The 17,478-nt window shown below is 57.5% G+C and carries 14 protein-coding genes; 9 read left to right on the forward strand and 5 right to left on the reverse strand.

Features of this window, described 5'->3' with window-relative positions:
• Nucleotides 1-20: 20 nt before the first annotated feature.
• On the reverse strand, nucleotides 21-1,388 hold the full coding sequence (locus Q0915_RS27395) for an ABC transporter substrate-binding protein (RefSeq protein WP_299483380.1): 1,368 nt from the start codon (nucleotides 1,386-1,388) through the stop codon (nucleotides 21-23).
• A 249-nt stretch (nucleotides 1,389-1,637) separates the two neighbouring features.
• Here Q0915_RS27395 and Q0915_RS27400 point away from each other — a divergent pair, with 249 nt between their 5' ends.
• On the forward strand, nucleotides 1,638-2,675 hold the full coding sequence (locus Q0915_RS27400) for a substrate-binding domain-containing protein (protein WP_299483378.1): 1,038 nt from the start codon (nucleotides 1,638-1,640) through the stop codon (nucleotides 2,673-2,675).
• 48 nt (nucleotides 2,676-2,723) lie between these two features.
• Here the strand turns inward: Q0915_RS27400 and Q0915_RS27405 are convergent, their stop codons facing one another.
• Nucleotides 2,724-3,395, reverse strand: coding sequence for a GntR family transcriptional regulator (locus Q0915_RS27405; protein WP_299483376.1), 672 nt, complete (start codon nucleotides 3,393-3,395; stop codon nucleotides 2,724-2,726).
• A gap of 767 nt (nucleotides 3,396-4,162) precedes the next feature.
• Between Q0915_RS27405 and Q0915_RS27410 the strand changes: the two genes are divergently transcribed.
• From Q0915_RS27410 to Q0915_RS27430, 5 genes are all read left to right on the forward strand, one after another.
• Nucleotides 4,163-5,767: a TolC family outer membrane protein gene (locus Q0915_RS27410; protein WP_299483374.1), complete on the forward strand. Its 1,605-nt coding sequence runs from the start codon at nucleotides 4,163-4,165 to the stop codon at nucleotides 5,765-5,767.
• A gap of 120 nt (nucleotides 5,768-5,887) precedes the next feature.
• Nucleotides 5,888-6,835, forward strand: a complete 948-nt coding sequence (locus tag Q0915_RS27415; RefSeq protein ID WP_299483372.1) for a glyoxylate/hydroxypyruvate reductase A — start codon at nucleotides 5,888-5,890, stop codon at nucleotides 6,833-6,835.
• An 82-nt stretch (nucleotides 6,836-6,917) separates the two neighbouring features.
• Nucleotides 6,918-7,736, forward strand: a complete 819-nt coding sequence (locus Q0915_RS27420; protein ID WP_299483371.1) for a TIM barrel protein — start codon at nucleotides 6,918-6,920, stop codon at nucleotides 7,734-7,736.
• A 148-nt stretch (nucleotides 7,737-7,884) separates the two neighbouring features.
• Entirely contained in the window at nucleotides 7,885-8,601 is a 717-nt protein-coding gene (locus Q0915_RS27425; protein ID WP_299483369.1) for a cytochrome c biogenesis CcdA family protein, read from the forward strand.
• A gap of 21 nt (nucleotides 8,602-8,622) precedes the next feature.
• Nucleotides 8,623-9,045 carry a thioredoxin family protein gene (locus Q0915_RS27430; protein ID WP_299483368.1) on the forward strand — a complete coding sequence of 141 codons (423 nt, stop codon included), beginning with the start codon at nucleotides 8,623-8,625 and terminating at the stop codon, nucleotides 9,043-9,045.
• A gap of 61 nt (nucleotides 9,046-9,106) precedes the next feature.
• Here the strand turns inward: Q0915_RS27430 and gndA are convergent, their stop codons facing one another.
• Nucleotides 9,107-10,531, reverse strand: coding sequence for an NADP-dependent phosphogluconate dehydrogenase (gndA, locus tag Q0915_RS27435; protein WP_299483367.1), 1,425 nt, complete (start codon nucleotides 10,529-10,531; stop codon nucleotides 9,107-9,109).
• A gap of 259 nt (nucleotides 10,532-10,790) precedes the next feature.
• Between gndA and Q0915_RS27440 the strand changes: the two genes are divergently transcribed.
• Nucleotides 10,791-11,771 carry an ABC transporter substrate-binding protein gene (locus tag Q0915_RS27440; protein ID WP_299483365.1) on the forward strand — a complete coding sequence of 327 codons (981 nt, stop codon included), beginning with the start codon at nucleotides 10,791-10,793 and terminating at the stop codon, nucleotides 11,769-11,771.
• 78 nt (nucleotides 11,772-11,849) lie between these two features.
• Nucleotides 11,850-13,550 carry an iron ABC transporter permease gene (locus Q0915_RS27445; protein WP_299483363.1) on the forward strand — a complete coding sequence of 567 codons (1,701 nt, stop codon included), beginning with the start codon at nucleotides 11,850-11,852 and terminating at the stop codon, nucleotides 13,548-13,550.
• Between the two features lie 46 nt (nucleotides 13,551-13,596).
• Here Q0915_RS27445 and Q0915_RS27450 read toward each other — a convergent pair whose 3' ends face one another.
• Both Q0915_RS27450 and Q0915_RS27455 read right to left on the reverse strand, forming a co-directional pair.
• Nucleotides 13,597-14,643 carry an ABC transporter ATP-binding protein gene (locus Q0915_RS27450; protein ID WP_299483361.1) on the reverse strand — a complete coding sequence of 349 codons (1,047 nt, stop codon included), beginning with the start codon at nucleotides 14,641-14,643 and terminating at the stop codon, nucleotides 13,597-13,599.
• A 57-nt stretch (nucleotides 14,644-14,700) separates the two neighbouring features.
• Nucleotides 14,701-15,618, reverse strand: coding sequence for a phosphotransferase (locus Q0915_RS27455; RefSeq protein ID WP_299483358.1), 918 nt, complete (start codon nucleotides 15,616-15,618; stop codon nucleotides 14,701-14,703).
• A 260-nt stretch (nucleotides 15,619-15,878) separates the two neighbouring features.
• On the opposite strand from Q0915_RS27455, the gene Q0915_RS27460 reads away from it, so the two are divergent.
• On the forward strand, nucleotides 15,879-17,459 hold the full coding sequence (locus tag Q0915_RS27460; protein ID WP_299483355.1) for a trimethylamine methyltransferase family protein: 1,581 nt from the start codon (nucleotides 15,879-15,881) through the stop codon (nucleotides 17,457-17,459).
• Nucleotides 17,460-17,478: the final 19 nt, after the last annotated feature.

A 17,478-nucleotide genomic window follows, 5' to 3' on the forward strand; every position in this document is an offset into this window, starting at 1 on the left:
AGGGTCCGGCCACTGCAAGATCACTTGAGAGCGTCCCAGCTATTCTGGATTTCACCGGCGACCGCCTTGGCGTCCTTGCCACCGGTGTAGTCGACCATACCGGTCCAGAATGTTCCTGCACCGACACCGCCTGGCATCAGGTCGGATCCGTCAAAGCGGAAGGTTGTGGCGTTGACGAGGATTTCGCCCTGACCGCGCAACGTGTCGTTCAGATAGGCTTCCGGATTTACACCCTTGTGCGGTGTCAGAAAGCCGGTTTGAGCCATCATCACTTCGTGCGACAGCGGCAGCTGGAAGAACTTCATCAGCTCCGTCGTCGCGTCGGACGGCTTGGTGACCGCCATCAGCGTGCCACCGCCCAGAACCGGATTGCCGAGATCCTTGCCGGCATAGGCAGGCAAATAGAAGAAATCGACATCTGCGCCGAATTCGACGCCGTCTGGGAAGAAAGCCGGCACAAATGAGGCCTGCCGGTGCAGGTAGCATTGCGGCGGTGAGGAGAAGAGACCCTTGGGGCTGTCGCGGAAGTCGGTCGATGCGACCGCGTCAGCGCCTCCGGCAACCTTGTCGTCGTCGCGTGCGAACCAGCCGAACTCCTCGATGGCGGCAACGACCCGCTCGTCGTCGAACGGAATTTCATTGGTCACCCACTGGTCATAGACATCTGCCGGCTGGGTCCGCAGCATCATGTCTTCTACCCAGTCAGTGGCCGGCCACCCTGTGGCAGCGCCCGAACCCAGACCGATGCACCACGGTGTTTCACCATCGGCAACGATCTGTTCTGTCAGCGCCTTGAGATCTTCCATCGATTCCGGCACTTCGTATCCGGCATCTTCAAAGTTTTCCGGAACGTACCAGACGAGGCTTTTCACATTGACGTTGTAGAAGAAGCCGAAGAGCTGATCGTTGCCATCGGCATCCTTGTAGGTTCCAAGATTGACCCAGCTTTCACCGGCGCCATAGTTGTCGCCGACCCAGCTTGCCATACCCTCAGGCAGCGGCTGCAACAGGCCCCGCGAGGCCATATCGGAGGCAAGGCCGGGCTGCGGGAAGACAGCGATGTTCGGAGCCGCACCGGCTTCCGCGTCAATGACGATCTGCTGTTCGAAAGAGTCGGATCCGGTGTAGATGACCTCTGCCCCGGTCGCTTCCGCGAAATAGGCAAGAACGTTTCGGAAGTAGCCGTCTTCAGGCTGCAGCCACGGACCGGCGATAGTAACGGTCTGACCTTTGAGATCAGGCGCACTTTCAGCCCAGGCATTGTAGCTGTCCCAATCGAAAGGCCCTTCGCCGGGGGCAAATTTCAGGTCAGCGGCGCTCGCAGCTCCAAAACCCAGCGAAACGCTTAGCGCCAAGCCTGCGGCGCAGGCCATCAAACGTGATTTCATGTCAGTCCTCCCAGATTGTCCCTTTCGTGGGACATTCCCTTTAAAGTGGCACACCTCACCTACCGGCAGCAATACCGAGGCTCCTCCTCCGTGCCGTAAACCAACCGGAACCCGGCATCCAAACCGCTTTGGATTTGATCCTAAAGATGTCTGCACACTTCGCTCTTGTCAAGCGAACAACTCACGAATTAATGTTGCATTTCAATAACAGCCTGAAGGGAGGGCGCTTTCAAAGCGTTTTGGGCCAGAATGAGCAAGGGTGTAAATCTCAAGGAATTATCAAATCGGCTGAATCTTTCACAGACGACCGTCAGCCGTGCCTTGAACGGATATCCCGAGGTCAGCGCCGAGACCCGTCGCCGGGTCGCGGAAATGGCCGACAAGCTTGGCTATGCTCCCAACAGTCAGGCACGGCGTCTGGCGACCGGACGCTCAATGGCGATCGGACACGTCATCCCCAGATCGATCCACGAAATGATGAACCCGATCTTTCTGGAATTCATTGCCGGAGCAGGAGAAACATACTCCAAACACGGCTACGACATGATCATTTCCGTGGTAGAAGACGATCACGAAGAGGACGCCTACCGCCAGATAGCAACCCGAAAAAAAGCTGATGGCGTGATCATTCACGGCCCGGCGGCCAATGAAAGCCGCCATGAACTGCTGCAGGCAATCAATCTGCCTTTTGTCGTGCATGGCCGGATACCCGGGGCAGAACAGGAGACTTCCTGGGTCGACATGAACAATCGCCGCGCTTTCGAGCGGGCAACCAATCTTCTTCTCGATCTCGGACATAAACGGATCGCGCTTCTCAACGGCCTGGAGCATATGGATTTCGCCCGGCGGCGGCGCAAGGGTTTTGAAGACGCACTTTCGGCCCGCGGCCTGGAACCCGACACATCCATCATGCGCAGTTCCGACATGACCGAGCCTTACGGCTGTGACAACGCGATGGAGATGCTGAAATCCGAGCATCCGCCGACCGCGTTTTTGGTGTCTTCGATGATTTCGGCGATCGGCGTTGCCCGCGCAATTGGTCAATGCGGGCTGGTGACAGGCAAGGACATATCTATCATCACCCATGACGATGCCCTGTCGTTCCTGCCCAACAGTGGCGAAGTTCCGATCTTCACGTGTACCCGCTCTTCAGTGAGATATGCCGGTCAAAGGGCTGCTGAGCTGCTCCTCGACATTGTCGCTGATCCGAAGCGGCCTTCATCGTCGCTCCACCTCGATGCCGAACTCATCGTGGGTCAATCGACCGGACCCGCGCCGGGACGGTAAGAACGGGCCGGACGCCGCTGCGTTTCGCGAGCGGCAAAAGATCCCGGACTAGACCTGCGAAAGACCGCTGGTCTGCAAAAGGACCTTCATGGTGTTCAGGCCACTTAAACGATGCTGACGGGCACGTTCGGACGCAGCTTCATCATCACCTCGTGCAATGGCTTCGACGATTTTCCGGTGATCATCCACGTTGGCAGCAGGTGCCTTGTTCAGACGCAGCAAGACCGTATTGGCACGGTAGACCTGGTCGAGGAACCCGGCGATTTCCGCTTCCAGCCTATCGTTGCCGCAAAGCCCTGCGATCAGCCTGTGAAACGCATCGTCCAGGTTTGCCCACGCTCCGATATCACTGGAAGCGAGGGCTGAGCCACTTTCCGATAGCACGCGGCCGATATCATCCAGCGGCAGTTGTTCTGCTTCAACACCAGCCGCCGCTCCAGCCGCAAGCGCTTCGAGCGCTGCAAGTATCTCAAAAATCTCGCAGATATCTTTTCTGGAAATAGCGACCACGCGCGCACCGCGCCGCGGTACAAGATCGACGAGACCTTCCGCTTCAAGACGGATCAGCGCTTCCCGAACCGGTGTTCTGCTCATTCCCAGGCGATTTGCTATATCCGGTTCCGGTGCCTGATAGCCGGGCGGTAAAACACCCTGCAGAATCTCGTTTTTCAGCCGACCATAGGCGCTATCGACCTGCGTAAATTTGATTTTCGCTAACATTGCCTGAGGCTTTCAGTACCTAATGACAGAAATCACATAAGCATCGGCCGGACAGCGCGAGTGCATCGCCCGGGCCGGTATGTTTTGCAAAAAAATCAATTCAGCATTGATAATAATAACGATAAAATTTTAGGAAAACCTGAGCGGTTTCGAAAAAGTTTTCAATGACGCACCTTCTCTTCAGGGCTTAGATATTGAAAAATAAGAGGAAACAGGTTTCTCCCTTTACAACTGCACCGTAAAAAATACTGATCTTTTCTCTGAAAAAATCGTCCATTCATGCCATTGCGCGCAGGTGCCTGAGGTCTCGCCTTTACACTTTTGCCGGCGCAGCCCACTTCCTGAAAATAGGCTTCGGAACCGGCGTTGCATTTTGCAATTTCCCACGGAAAGATCGAATACATTTAGGCTGCAATTCGATGAGTACTGAAATCCCCCAATGACAGGAGTTCAATCACTCATCGAGCCTGACCTCCTGATTTCATTGAATTAAACCGCTCAAAACCAGACCTCAAATAGAGCTGAAATTCTGATTCACATCGATTAATTCAGCAATACTTCTAGATTTTTATTTCACTTCAACTCAAAGATGAACAGATATACTATTTTCAAGGAAGAAAATCTGCAAATTTAGAATTTTATTCAATCGTGGGTATTTTTACTACGGATGAATTTACATGAATTTCACCAGAAATTCTGGTGGCGCACTTACGATTGGTTAACCATGTAAATTTACTTTTGCGGCAGATAACAAAAATGGCGCTGCAATGACTTTCTTCTTCGACCCTCAGGAGCTCCTGCGAGGGATCAGGATCTGTCCGGCAATTACGATTGCAGGACTATCTCTGGTCATGCTGTCTCTCGCACCGGCGCTCGCTGTGGCTCAATCGCTTGAAGAGGCCATGTCCTCTGCTTACGCGGTCAATCCGCGTCTCAAAGCAGAAAGATCGCGTTATCAGGCAACCAATCAGGGTGTGTGGACAGCCCGTTCGGAGTTTTTGCCGACAGTCACGGGCTCCTACCTTGCAGAACACAATGCCTACAGCTTGGAGAGTACCAATAGCCGCGACCGCGAGTTCACCCACGAACTTAACCTGACGGTCTCTCAAACCTTGTTTCAGGGACTGGCTGGCGTGAACCGGCTGAACCAGGCATATGAACAAGCGGCCTCGGGTCGCAGCCAACTGATCGGCGTTGAACAGACACTAATGCTCAACACGGCGGACGCTTATCTTCGCGTCGTTCGGGACCGGGAAATCCTGAGCCGCCTCAAGGCGTACACCGCCGTCGTCCAGCGGGAAGTGAATGCGGCCCGTGTGCGCTACAAGTCGGGTGATGCGACCAGAACCGATATCGAGCAGGCTCTTGCCCGGCTGGCTGAGGCACAGGGTAACAGCGACCAGGCCGTTGGCGATCTTGAGGCATCCGAAGCCCTGTTCGAGCGGCTGACCGGTCAAAAGCCCGCCAAACTCGGATGGCCAGCCGTTCCGAAGTCAATTCTTCCTGCAGGCGAAGACGACGCCGTTTCGATCGCGCTGCAGAACAACCCTTCCATCCGCGCTGCAACCGCAGACGCCCGTGCCGCCAGGTATGCTGCCAGAGCGTCAGTCGGGGATATGTTGCCGCGGGTTGCAGTCGAAAGCGCATGGGAGAACGGTTATCAGGACGACCTGTCCGACCAGAACGATGAAGAGTTTCGGCTCGGTCTGCGTGTGACGGCACCCTTGTTCACCGGCGGTCGCAACGTCGCCGCCGTCCGGCGCGCGAAATTCACCGCCGCACAGGAAGAGTACGAACTGGACGACACACAACAGATCATCCGGGAAAATGTCATTAGGGCCATCAGACAACGCGCCGCATCGCAGCGACGGGCAGCGGCGGAAAAACGCGCGATCGCGGCCAACAAACGGGCCGTCAAAGGTCTCCAGGTGGAGTTCGACAGCGGTCAGCGGTCCCTCCTCGATGTCCTGGATGGGGAGCGCGAGCTGCTGTTGAGCCAGGTGGACTTTGTCCGTGCCCGTTATGAAGCCCGGGTCGCCGATTTCTTTCTGCTGGCCAACATAGGTCGCCTGGCACCACGGCACTTTTCGATCATCGAGGACCGACCTGAACCGGTTGCCCGGATCGTCCCCGAGTTCAACTCCTGGGACCTCCGACTGGCGCCAACGGAAAACGACACGGTTCAGCTGGACGTCGCAAACCCGAAAGAGACGGCCTCGCTCGGCTATCTAGCAAAACCATCCCCTTCCATCAACTGGGTCGAATGGCCCTATCGGACCGGTGGCCAAGACAATCCGGACGCGGCTGAACCAGATAACAGAACGCGAAAACTCTGGGGCGCACTTGCAACCCTTGGCCTGCACCAGTTCTGAGGGCACCGCGCCGCCTTGCTTGTGCGTGCTGCAATTCATGCCATAAGTCTTTCCGGACACTTTTCCACCAATGACCGGCAGGCAGGCTAAGGCTGCCGATCTTTCAGGAGACACATCAGAATGAAGCCGGTCATTCCTTTCGTGCCCGAAGCGAACTCCCACGAACAGGAAGTCTGGCAGCGTGACCTCGCCAAAGCGCTGGAAGCATTCGCACATGTCAAACATGTCAGCGACCTGACTGACGAAGATCGCCTCAATGCCAAAGTTGCCATCGTGGCCAATCCGAACCCGGCGGATGTCGCCGCACTTCCCAATCTGGTCTGGGTCCAGAGCTTGTGGGCCGGTGTCGAACGGCTCATGACTGAATTGCCGGCCGGTGGACCGCTTATCGTTCGCCTTGCCGATCCGCAAATGGCCGAAACGATGTCAGAGGCAGTGGTGGCCTGGACGCTTTATCTCCATCGGGATATGCCGCGTTACATGATGCAGCAGCGGCAGGCGGTTTGGCAGGAGCATTTCCTGAAGACCCCGGCCGAACGCACCATTGGCGTGCTGGGTCTTGGAAATCTCGGAAGCGCGTCGGCCCAGCGCCTTGTCGCGAACGGGTTCAAGGTCCTTGGCTGGAGCCGCAGCGAAAAAAATCTGGATGGCATCGAGTGCTTCGGCGGGCCGGAAGGGCTGACCCGCGTGCTTGAGCAGTCAGACATCCTTGTTGTTTTAACCCCGCTGACCACAGAAACCCGCGGCATGCTGGGGGCGGCGGCATTTCAAAAGTGCAAGCGCGGCGCAGCACTCATCAATTTTGCACGCGGTCCCATCGTCGATACGGGCGCGCTGCTGGCAGCGCTCGATCAGGGTCACCTGTCGCATGCTGTTCTGGACGTTTTCGATGAAGAACCGCTCCCTACGCAGAGCCCCCTCTGGCACCATGACAAGATCACGGTACTGCCGCACATTTCCGCGCCGACAATTACAAGCACGGCCTCGAAAATCGTTGCCGACCACATTCACCAATACCTCACCGAAGGCGCGATACCGCACCATGTCGACCGAAATCGTGGATACTGATTGCTCGTGCGGCCTGCGTCGCAATAGTGTTAAGGAAACCGCCTTATCAAGCACTGGCATTTTCTAATTCAGCAGGTATCTCATGTCAGACCTCCCGATCCTTGGCGCGGCACTCAACGTCAACGCACTTGAAACCCATCGCAAGCTGATGCTCGACAAGCCGCGCGACCTGGAACTGCAGGACTTTTGCCTGAGCGAAACCTTGAACGGCGACTGGATGCCGCTCGTTGAGCGCGCAAAAACCCTTTTGGACGGGCATGAAGGCCGCGTCGGAATCCATGGCCCCTTCTGGGGCTTCACAATCGACACGGTCGATGTGGATGTCCGCGAAGTCGTCAGAAAACGCCTGCTTCAGGGGCTTGAAGTCTGCGAGGCGCTTGGCGGCACCCATATGGTGGTTCACAGCCCCTACTCGACCTGGGATCACAACAATCTCGACAATTACGAAAACGCCCGTGCGCAAAAGATCGAGCTCTGCCATCTGACCATGAAGGATGCGGTCAAGCGCGCTGAGGATATCGGCTGCGAGCTGGTGCTTGAGAATATCGAAGACAAGGACCCCCACGCACGTATTGAGCTGGCGGAAAGCTTCGCCTCAAAGTCGGTAAAGGTTTCAGTCGATACCGGGCATGCGCATTATGCCCATGGCTCCACCGGCGCGCCACCGGTAGACTATTATGTCAAGGCTGCCGGTAATGCTTTGCGCCACATTCACCTGCAGGATGCGGACGGCTATGCCGACCGCCACTGGGTTCTAGGCGAAGGTACGATCAACTGGCACTCGGTCTTCGGTGCACTGTCAAAACTCGAGAGTGACCCGCGTCTTATTGTCGAACTCCGGGACCACGACGGCCTCCCGGCATCCATCTCCAACATGGCGGCGCTCGGTCTCGCTCAGTAGGACAAACACTGGCTCAGCGAAAGCGACCCACAAATTTGTGATGAGGGTTTAGAGGACAGTTAAGATCCCTTTGCCTAACTAATGCGCCAGTGTTCTGCAACTCTCGGCAAGACCCTGGTTTCGGTCCCGGCAAAGGTAAATTGACGACATGCTCGAACTTCCGCTGGCGTATCTTGCCGGCCTGTTGACGCTGATAAACCCCTGCGTGCTGCCGGTCCTGCCGATTGTGCTTGCCTCGGCGCTCAATGCGGACAGGCGCGCGCCGCTCGCCCTTGCCGCAGGCATGAGCTTTTCCTTCGTGACATTCGGCATGCTGGTATCGACTTTTGGATACGCAATCGGACTGACCGAAGACGTCATGGCAAAGGCCGGTGCTACGCTGATGATTGTGTTCGGCCTTGTGCTGCTGGTCCCTGCGTTTAGTCAGAGGTTTGAGCTTGCCGCCGCCGGTCTGGCCGGTTCTGCGGACCAGAAACTGCACAACACGGATACCAGTGGCCTGCGAGGCCAGTTCCTGGGTGGTGTACTGCTAGGGGCTGTGTGGTCTCCCTGTATCGGCCCGACATTGGGCGGTGCAATCGCACTCGCCTCGCAAGGTGAAAGCCTGCTATGGGCCGCACTGATCATGTGCTTTTTTGCACTCGGCGTTTCGACGCTGATTGTCGGGCTCGGTTTTGGTGCGGGAGAAACCCTGCGCCGGAGAACAGACAAACTTCGCGGTATCGCGGAGAAATCCAAACCCATCATGGGATTCGTATTCATCACGGTAGGCGTGTTGCTCCTCATGAACGTGCACCACATCATTGATGCATGGGCCATGAGTGTCATGCCGATCTGGCTTCAGGATCTATCAGTCCGGTTTTGATCGTATCGGGAAAGGAAAACTATGAACCGCCGTCACTTTCTCCTAACAACCGCGAGCGCAGCGCTCGCTACAGCCACTCTCTCGGCCCCGGCATTCGCAGGTTCGATGGTCGACTACTCGCCAGGCCTCATTCAAAAGCACCTTGCCAGCGGCAAGATCGTTTTCGTGGACTATTCCGCGTCGTGGTGCGGAACCTGCGCCCGCCAGGAGCGCGTTATCTCCGCTCTCAGGCAGGCCAACCCGGCCTATGACGACGCAATCGTCTTCGTGCGCGTAGACTGGGACAATTACAGGCGCCATGAAGTCACCACGTCACGCAAGATCCCCCGGCGGTCCACTTTGCTTGTCTTGAAAGGCAACCAGGAACTCGGCCGCCTTGTTGCGGGCACGAGCGAACAGCAGATCAAGGCACTGATGGACGCAGGATTGCAGGCTGCCAGCTGACGAAACCCATGCGTTTCGCCAAAAGAAAGGCCTCCGCAGCACGCTGCGGAGGCCTTTTGTGTCAGCCCATTGCCCAGGGGCCGTGAAAACCGCCACCGTCCTTGTCGGTTCTTTCAAACCCGTGCGCTCCGAAGAAATCGCGCTGCCCCTGAAGCATATTCGCGGTCGAGCGCGCCGTGCGCATGATGTCAAAATAGGAAAGCGCTGCCGACAAGGCCGGCACCGGCAGTCCATGAAGCGCTGCCTGGGCAACGACCTGACGCAGGCTGCTTTCGGTCTCTTTCAGTTTTGCTGAGAAGAATGGCGCCAGCATCAGATTACGTGCGTCATCATCGGTAAGCGCTGCCGACATATCGTTGAGCATTGCCGACCGGATGATGCAGCCGTTTCTCCAGATCTTTGCAATCTTCGGCAGCGGCATTGCCCAACCATATTGTTTTGCAGCTTCCAGAATAAGATCGAAACCCTGCGCATAGCAGACGATCTTTCCCGCAACCAGCGCAGCTTCAAGAGCGTCTATGCCGACCAAACTGCGGTCCATGACCTGCGGAGCCGCACCGAAGGCCGCCTGACCCGTCTTACGTTCGTCGAGCCTGGACGACATATTGCGCACGGCGACGGCAGCTTCAATTGTGCTCGCCGGCGTTCCAAGCATCAGGGCTTCGATCGCCGTCCAGCGGCCGGTCCCCTTCTGCCCTGCGCGATCCAGAATGATGTCGAGCATTGGCGCGCCGCTCTCCGGATCGGCGGTCTTGGCGACCTTGCCCGATATTTCGATCAGGTAGGACTGGAGGATCCCGCCATTCCAGTCTTCGAATACGGCGCCGATCTCTTGTGCGGACATCCCGAAGCCGTCCCGCATGACGCCGTAAACTTCCGCGATCATCTGCATGTCGGCATATTCAATGCCGTTGTGAACGGTCTTCACAAGGTGCCCTGCCCCCGCCTCTCCCAGATGGGCTGCGCAGGGTTCGCCTTCATATTTTGCGGAGATGGCTTCCAGAATGTGACCGACCTGGTCCCAGGCGTCATTCGCGCCGCCGCCCATGATCGATGGGCCAAAACGTGCGCCTTCTTCGCCGCCGGATACGCCAATTCCCAGGAATCGCGGACCTTTTTCATCGGCCTCCTTGGCGCGGCGGTTGGTGTCGTGGTAGTTGGCGTTGCCCGCATCGATGATCAGGTCCTGCGGATCGAGCAGAGGACGCAGCGCTTCAATCTGCGCATCGACCGCCTCACCGGCCGGCACCATCAGGATGACCGCACGCGGTGTCTTGATAGACGCTACGAAGTCTTCAAGCGTTTTAGACGGCACCAGTTTCGCGGCAAGATCTCCGGCTTTTGTTATGAACTGATCGGTCTTTTCCGTCGTCCGGTTGTAGACCGCAATTTGAAATCCGTTTTCAGCAATGTTGAGAGCAAGGTTCCCGCCCATTGTGCCCAGGCCGATCAGGCCGATTTCCGCTACAGCACCGTGTGAACTCATAAAGGGAGCCTTTCTCAAATCGATTTATTGTCCGGTCCCGCGGTGATAGCCGACCTGTCACGCATCGGCAATGCCCTGAGGCTTCCAGACACCGAACCGGCAGCATTTGGTTGCCGGCCACGGACTATGCCTGAGCTTTCAATTCAGAAGTTTCTGTGCGGCGGCAATAATACCAAGTGTTCGAAAAATACTGTCACATAAGCCTGCTAACCACATTCCATCCGCACTCTCCCGCGGCTTCGCTCAAAGGATTTGTCTGATGAAGAATGTACTGATTGCAGCCGGCCTTCTGGTTGCGGCTTCCGCTGCCGCTTATGCCGAAGATATTACCGGCAAGCTCGTGCTCTATACCTCCCAGCCGAACGCAGATGCCCAGGCAACTGTTGATGCCTTCACTGCAAAACACCCTGGTGTGGACGTCGAGTGGGTGCGTGACGGCACCACCAAGATGATGGCGAAACTGCGCGCTGAATTCGAGGCGGGTGCTCCCAAGCCGGACGTTCTTCTGATCGCCGACATGGTGACCATGGAAGGACTGAAGCAGGAAGGTCGTCTTATGGCACACGAAGGTGCCGACATCTCCGCCTACGACCCTGCGATCATGGATGACGACAAGACTTACTTTTCCACCAAACTGATCACCAGCGGCATCGTCTACAACACGAACGCTTCTATGAAGCCGTCTTCCTACAAGGATCTCCTGAAAGACGAGGCCAAGGACAAGCTGGCCATGCCCTCTCCGCTGACATCGGGTGCGGCAACGATCCACATGGCGGCACTGACATCAAATCCGGATCTGGGTTGGGCCTTTTACGAAGGTCTGGCGGACCAGGGAGCGAACCCGAAGGGCGGCAATGGCGGCACCTACAAGGCGATCGCCGGTGGTGAAAAACTCTACGGCTTCGTCGTCGATTTCCTGCCGATCCGTGAAAAACTCAAAGGTGCGCCAGTCGAGTTTGTATTCCCGGAAGAAGGTGTCTCGGCCGTGACCGAACCGGTCGCAATCCTGTCCACGGCTCAAAACCCCGATGCCGCCAAGGCGTTTGTGGACTTCCTGATTTCCGAAGAAGGCCAAAAGCTTGCCTCCTCGCAGGGCTACCTGCCGGCCCACCCCACCGTGGCAGCTCCTGAAGGGTTTCCGGCACGCGACGCAATCAAGCTGATGGATTTCGATCCCGCCAAGGCGCTTGAGCAAGACCAGGCCAACAAGATCAAGTTTACCGAGATCTTCGGCGGATAACGGCTGAACCCGCTTGGACGGTGTCAGTTCATCTTGTGCTGACACCGCTTTCCCTTTCATTCAAACCTTTCCGGCTACGTGCATACGTCCTCAACTTCAGAAAAGACAACACTGATCGCACTGGTTATCGGTGCAACGGCTATTTGCGGACTGCCGCTTCTGTTGCTTTTCAAGACGGGCCTGACAACCGTTGCGGGGTTTGACCTCGGCCCATTGATTGAAGCCGTCCAAAGCCGCTCCGTTCAGCGCGCGCTCTGGAATTCGGTCGAAAGCAGCCTTTGCTCGGCGCTCGCCGCAACACTGCTTGGAACGGCGCTCGCATTGCTTGTCGGCCTGACCGATATCCGCGCAAAGGGCATTCTCGTTTTCCTGCTGCTCTTGCCAATGATGATCCCACCTCATGTGACTGCGATCGCCTGGATCCAGGCACTCGGACCGGCAAGCCCCGTCCTGCGATGGCTCGGGATCGCGCCGGAACTGGGCTCAACCCATCCGCTTTATTCGCGCGAAGGGCTCGTCCTCCTCCTGACGTTGCAACACAGTCCACTCGTCTTTTTGCTGGTGCGCGCAGCGCTCAGGTCATTCCCGCGCGAGCTTTCGGATGCAGCCAGAATATCCGGCGCGGGAACCTGGACCCTGTTGCGCAGGATCACGCTGCCGCTTCTGGGCCCCTCGCTCCTGGCAGGCTTCGCGCTCGCCTTTGTGGCGGCGCTCGGCAATTTCGGCATCAATGCCCTGATCGGGATCCCTGCACGCTACACCACGTTGCCTGTTCTGGTCTGGCGGCGGCTCGCAAGCTTCGGACCGGATATTCTACCGAATGTTGCCGTGATTTCCGTCATTCTCGCTTTTGTCGCCCTGGCTGCAATCCTCCTTCAAAGCCTTCTTCAGCGACGCATGCGCTCCAGCCTGATCGGCCTTCCTCAGGATCCGCTGGCGATTTCACTCGGCCGCAAGCGGCCATTTGTTGAAGCGGTGGTGTGGGTGTTTGTCGCCGGAGTTCTCCTTTTGCCGGCCGCATCCCTGCTGGCGACATCGCTCGTTAAAACCTATGGATTGCCGCTGTCGGGCGAGACGCTGACATTGGATAACTTCACCGAAGTTTTGTGGCGTCAAAGCGTAACCTTGAGAGCATTCGCAAACTCGACGGTCATCGCCGGCATCGCCGCTTTGGTCATCGCGGCAGTAAGCCTGCTGCTGGGATACTTTCTGGCACACAGACACAAGACCCACAGAAGGATAGCAAGCTTTGCCTTGAGCCAGTCAGAGATCGCATTCGCCGTTCCGGGGCTCGTTATGTCAATTGCATTCATCCTGGCCTTCATCCGGCCTTTGCCGATCGTCAACGTCTCGCTTTACGGCACCTTGTGGATCATCCTGATCGCTTATGTCTCTGTTTTCCTGGCGGTCGGCCTGAAGCCGGTCACCGCCGCATTTCTTCAGATGGATGGCTCCCTCGAAGACGCCGCACGCGTATCCGGCGCTGGGTTTTTCCGCCGCATGTGCCGCATCTTTGCGCCGCTCGCGGCACCTTCTGCAGCCTCCGGCGCGATCCTTGTTTTCCTGACGGCCTATAACGAAGTCACGGTCTCCGCGCTGTTGTGGTCGACCGGCAACGAGACGATCGGAACAACGATCTTCAACTACGAGGACGGCGGCTACACAACCCTTGCCGCTGCAATGTCCGTCGTCGTCGTGGCCGCGACAATGGTGATCATGCTTGCCATGAATTTTCTTGCCCGGCGCGTCCCGTCCGGGACGATCCCCTGGCGGGATTGAAGAAAGAGAAACAAGGAGGCCCAAGAGGCGCAATCCTGCGTTTTGCCTAATCCGGTAAGACCCAGCCGCGCAGAATGTCCAACTGCAAGGTCTCTCCGGGATCCGCCTTTCGGTACAGCGTCATCATCAATGGATCGTCGGCACAGTCGGCTTTCACAAAGACGTCCCAATAGCCGCCCCGATAGACTGTCCGAACCACCGTCGCCGCAAAGCCTCGACCACCCGTAGACAGGACCAGATGTTCAGGACGCAACAGCAGCGTCGACGGACCGCCTCTGGTGCCTGCCGGACACTCCGCATCGAAAGCAAACGCGCCGATCGAGACACGTGCCTCCTCCCCTTCGACCTGCTCCACGTGCACAGGGACAAGACTGCTGCGCCCGATAAAGCCGGCCACGCGCCTTGAGTTGGGCTGGCGATAGATTACGTCCGGTTCATCTACCTGCAGTATTTCACCGTCCCACATGACTGCGACCTTATCGGCCAGAGCCATCGCTTCACGCTGGTCATGCGTAATGAACATCGAAGTCGCGCCGCTGGTCTTGTGGAAAGCTGCCAGTTCTTCCTCCATGACGCCGCGCAAGTGCGGATCGAGATTGGCAAGCGGTTCGTCCATCAGGACCGTTTGCGCTCCCTGCGCCAGGCACCTTGCCAGCGCAACCCTTTGCCGCTGGCCGCCGGACAGTTCAGCAGGTTTGCGCCGCGCGAACGAAGTCAACGCAACTGTTTCCAGGCATTCGGCAACACGCGCATTGGTTTCAGAGCGGCTCTTGCCAGTCGTCTCTAGGGGAAATGCGACGTTTCCCGAAACGCTCATATGCGGCCACAGCGCGTAGGACTGAAAAACGACACCGGCGCGACGTTCTTCCGGCGCCATATGAAAACCGTCCCGAGCGACCAATCGAGAACCCAGTGAAATTTCGCCCGTATCTATAGGCTCCAGACCGGCTATCGCGCGAAGCAATGTCGATTTCCCGCACCCTGAAGGCCCCAGGACAACAAAGAAAGATCCTTCTTCGATTGCAAGGGAAACGGTGTTCAGGGCTTTGTGCGTTCCGAAAGACTTTGAGACGCCGGATAGGGTGATGGACATGGCTCCGGTTAACTTCTCTCTGTGACAGAGAAATTACACGGGGTAGAACACCAACCGCTATTTGGACCGAAGCCTGAGCAACAGATCCACTTCTTCTTCCAAAGCACGTCCATAAGCACGCGCTGCGGGAGCGTTGGTTGTTCCGAGCGTTTCGTGCCGATAGAGGCAATAGGCGGCAAGCCGCCAGTGATAAGCGCGGCGTTCCTCCTGAAAGCGTTCGACAATCTGCTGGTTCGGGTAGTGCTTCAAAAACATTTCTTCGGCATAAGCGACCAGCGGATGAAGCCCGTAAAGCTTTAACAGCCCGGGGGAAACGAAACCGGCAATGTCTTCCACAGGGTCGCCGTAACCGGCGAACTGCCAGTCGATCATTCGCGCTCCGTCCGCTGTGGACTGAATGGTCCCAAGGCAAAAGCTTCGATGGACAAGAGTTCGTTCGACGGTCCGCTTCTTGACGGCATCGTCATTCGGCCGCAGCCGTTTCAGGTTAACCGCCTTCCGGCTCTCCGGAATGGCGGCCAGCATGGCGTCACCCCGCTCGAGCACTTCATGAAAGCCTGCCGGAACCGTCTGGTGGCCAGGAACCGGTTCCATCAGATTTGCGATACGGCCGATCAGATCAGCTGCTTCACCGACATCGATTTCATCGGTCTTCGGCGGCCCGTATCCGTAAACCAGCAAAGGGGTTCCTACAGGGCTGAGCGAATAAATTTCCAGTTCCGGCGCAAGATCATATTGCGCAAGAAACGTCAGCGCCTCGGCTTCCTGGTCCGGCAATGTCGGATAGAGCGGATTGTCTTCCGCGCCGGGAAAGAACTCCTTTACGACATAGATACGATCCGGCGTGTCGAGGCGCCAGAAACGGCTGGTATAGTTGACGGGCAGTGGCCGCAGGCGCGCGGTGCTCCAGTCCCTTGCCGGCAGGAGATCCCTCAGGAAAGTCAGAAGATCTGAATCGGACAGCCGTTCACGCACGCCACAAGGGTCCATAGCTATTTCAATAATCCTCTGATCGCTGCGCAGGTCCGTTTCGTCAAGTCGAACTTTTAAAGACGCGGGTCCGTGACACGCATTGCCTTAGCGTCATGTCGGAGTTGAAGCACAGACCGTCGCTCTCAGACTGCACGGAAAATCGTCCCTCTCAGCTACAGTCTTCATGCTGAGACCGCCCGAGGCGCGGCAGCTGACGGTGGCCATTCTGCGCGCCACCTTCTTGAAAACCATGGCGGATCATAATGACAGAGGAAACCGGATCAGCTTCCGTGAGTGAAACGGCACCCGCACGACGTGGACGACGCCGCAGAGGCGGCGGAGAAAAAGCCGGTCCGGACCTGTTTCCGCAAAAGCCCTTCAAGCAGCCGCAGCACATATTCAAGCCGATCGAGGCGATCTCGGCCGACGAACTGGAAGCCATCCATGATGCCTCAATGCGCGTTCTGGAGGAGATCGGCATGGACTTCCTCCACGAGGAAGCCAAGGCGATGCTGAAGGCGGCGGGCGCTGACGTGTCACCTGGCGAAGATCGTGTGCGCATGGACCGCGCCATGGTCGAAGAGCTTATCGCAAAGGCACCGCCTGAATTTATGTTGAGGGCGCGCAACCGCAACCACGACCTCAGGATCGGCGGCGACGCCATTGTCTTTTCCTGTGTCGCCAGCACGCCGAATGTGGTTGACCGCGACGGCGGCCGCCGTCCGGGCAACCGTGAAGATTTCCAGAAGCTTCTGAAACTCGGCCAGTTCTTCAACATCATTCATGCCCCGCTCGGCTATCCGGTCGAACCGGTCGACTTGCACGCATCGATCCGCCACCTGGATTGCATCGCAGACGCCATCCGTCTGACAGACAAGACGCTGCATCTTTATTCGCTCGGCAAGGAACGCAATCACGATGGCATCGAGCTTGCCCGCATTGCCAATGGGCTGACGGCTGAAGAGCTCGTTGATACGCCTTGTACGCTGACGGTGATCAACACATCTTCGCCGCTGCGCCTCGACACACCGATGCTGCAAGGCTTGATCGAGATGGCTAAGGCCGGACAGGTCTCGGTCGTCACCCCGTTCACACTTGCAGGGGCGATGGCTCCGGTCACCATGGCCGGCGCACTGACCTTGCAGAATGCCGAAGCACTTGCCGGGATCGCCTTCGCGCAGCTCGTCCGGCCGGGCGCACCGGTGGTCTATGGCGGTTTCACCTCGAACGTCGACATGAAGTCCGGCGCGCCTGCCTTCGGCACGCCTGAATACATGAAAGCCGCTCTGGTCAGTGGCCAGCTGGCAAGACGATACAACTTGCCGTTCAGATCCTCCGGTGTCTGCGCGGCCAACACCGTGGACTACCAGGCCGCCCTTGAAACGACCTTGTCCGAGTGGGGCGCGATCAACGGCGGCGGCAATCTGATCAAACATGCCGCCGGCTGGCTGGAAGGCGGGCTGAGTGCAGGATTTGAGAAATTCATCGCCGATATCGATCTCCTTCAGAAAATCGCCGAGTACCTGACACCGCTCGACGTGTCCGAAGCATCGCTTGCCATTGACGCAATCCGCGATGTCGGACCGGCCGGGCACTTCTTCGGCACGGAGCACACGCAAGCACGCTACAAGGACGCGTTCTATCCGCCCATCGTCTCCGACTGGCGCAATTACGAGACCTGGGCGGAGGCCGGAAGTCCAACCGCCTATGACAAGGCCAACATGCTCTACAAAAAGGCGCTCGAAGCCTACGAGCAACCGGCACTCGATCCGGCTATCGACGAGGAAATCACAGCCTTTGTCGACAGGCGCAAAGCCGAAGGCGGGGTTCCGACCGACTTCTGATCAACGCATTAATTCCTCG

Origin of the sequence: uncultured Roseibium sp., assembly GCF_947494555.1 — a bacterium.
Taxonomy (GTDB): domain Bacteria; phylum Pseudomonadota; class Alphaproteobacteria; order Rhizobiales; family Stappiaceae; genus Roseibium.